Annotated in this window: 1 protein-coding gene; it reads right to left on the bottom strand. The window is 64.0% G+C overall.

The window, feature by feature from the left end; genetic code table 11:
- Nucleotides 1–889 (bottom strand): hypothetical protein (locus CR46_RS18485; RefSeq protein ID WP_198023746.1); only part of this gene is annotated, 889 nt, incomplete at both ends.

Below are 889 nucleotides of genomic sequence, written 5' to 3'. Positions count from 1 at the left end.
CGTCCGCATCCGCATCGGCGTCTGAATCAGCATCAGCGTCCGCATCTGCGTCGGCGTCCGCATCAGCATCAGCATCAGCGTCTGCATCGGCATCGGCATCGGCATCAGCGTCGGCATCCGCATCGGCATCGGCGTCTGAATCAGCATCAGCGTCCGCATCGGCATCCGCGTCGGCGTCAGAATCCGCATCCGCATCCGCATCAGCATCGGCATCAGCATCCGCATCGGCATCAGCATCGGCATCAGCGTCCGCATCGGCATCGGCATCGGCATCGGCATCGGCATCAGCATCGGCATCAGCATCGGCATCTGCATCGGCATCGGCATCGGCATCGGCATCAGCGTCCGAGTCAGCATCAGCATCAGCATCAGCATCAGTATCTGCGTCCGCATCTGCGTCAGAATCCGCATCGGCATCCGCGTCGGCGTCCGCATCGGCGTCTGAATCTGCGTCGGCGTCGGCGTCGGCGTCGGCGTCGGCGTCGGCGTCGGCGTCTGAATCAGCATCAGCATCAGCGTCTGCATCTGCATCTGCGTCCGAATCGGCATCAGCATCAGCATCAGCATCCGCGTCGGCATCTGCATCTGCATCCGCATCGGCGTCAGCATCTGAATCGGCATCGGCATCGGCATCGGCATCAGCGTCTGCATCAGCATCTGCGTCAGAATCAGCATCCGCGTCAGCATCAGCGTCCGCATCGGCATCGGCATCCGCATCGGCATCCGCATCGGCATCCGCATCGGCGTCCGCATCAGCATCAGCATCGGCGTCAGCGTCTGAATCGGCATCAGCATCCGCATCTGCATCAGCATCGGCGTCGGCGTCGGCGTCGGCGTCGGCATCAGCGTCGGCGTCGGCGTCGGCGTCGGCGTCGGCGTCGGCGTCGGC

The organism is Vreelandella neptunia, from assembly GCF_000712975.1.
GTDB classification, from domain to species: Bacteria; Pseudomonadota; Gammaproteobacteria; order Pseudomonadales; family Halomonadaceae; genus Vreelandella; species Vreelandella qaidamensis.
This window is presented reverse-complemented; position numbering and strand designations above follow the sequence as displayed.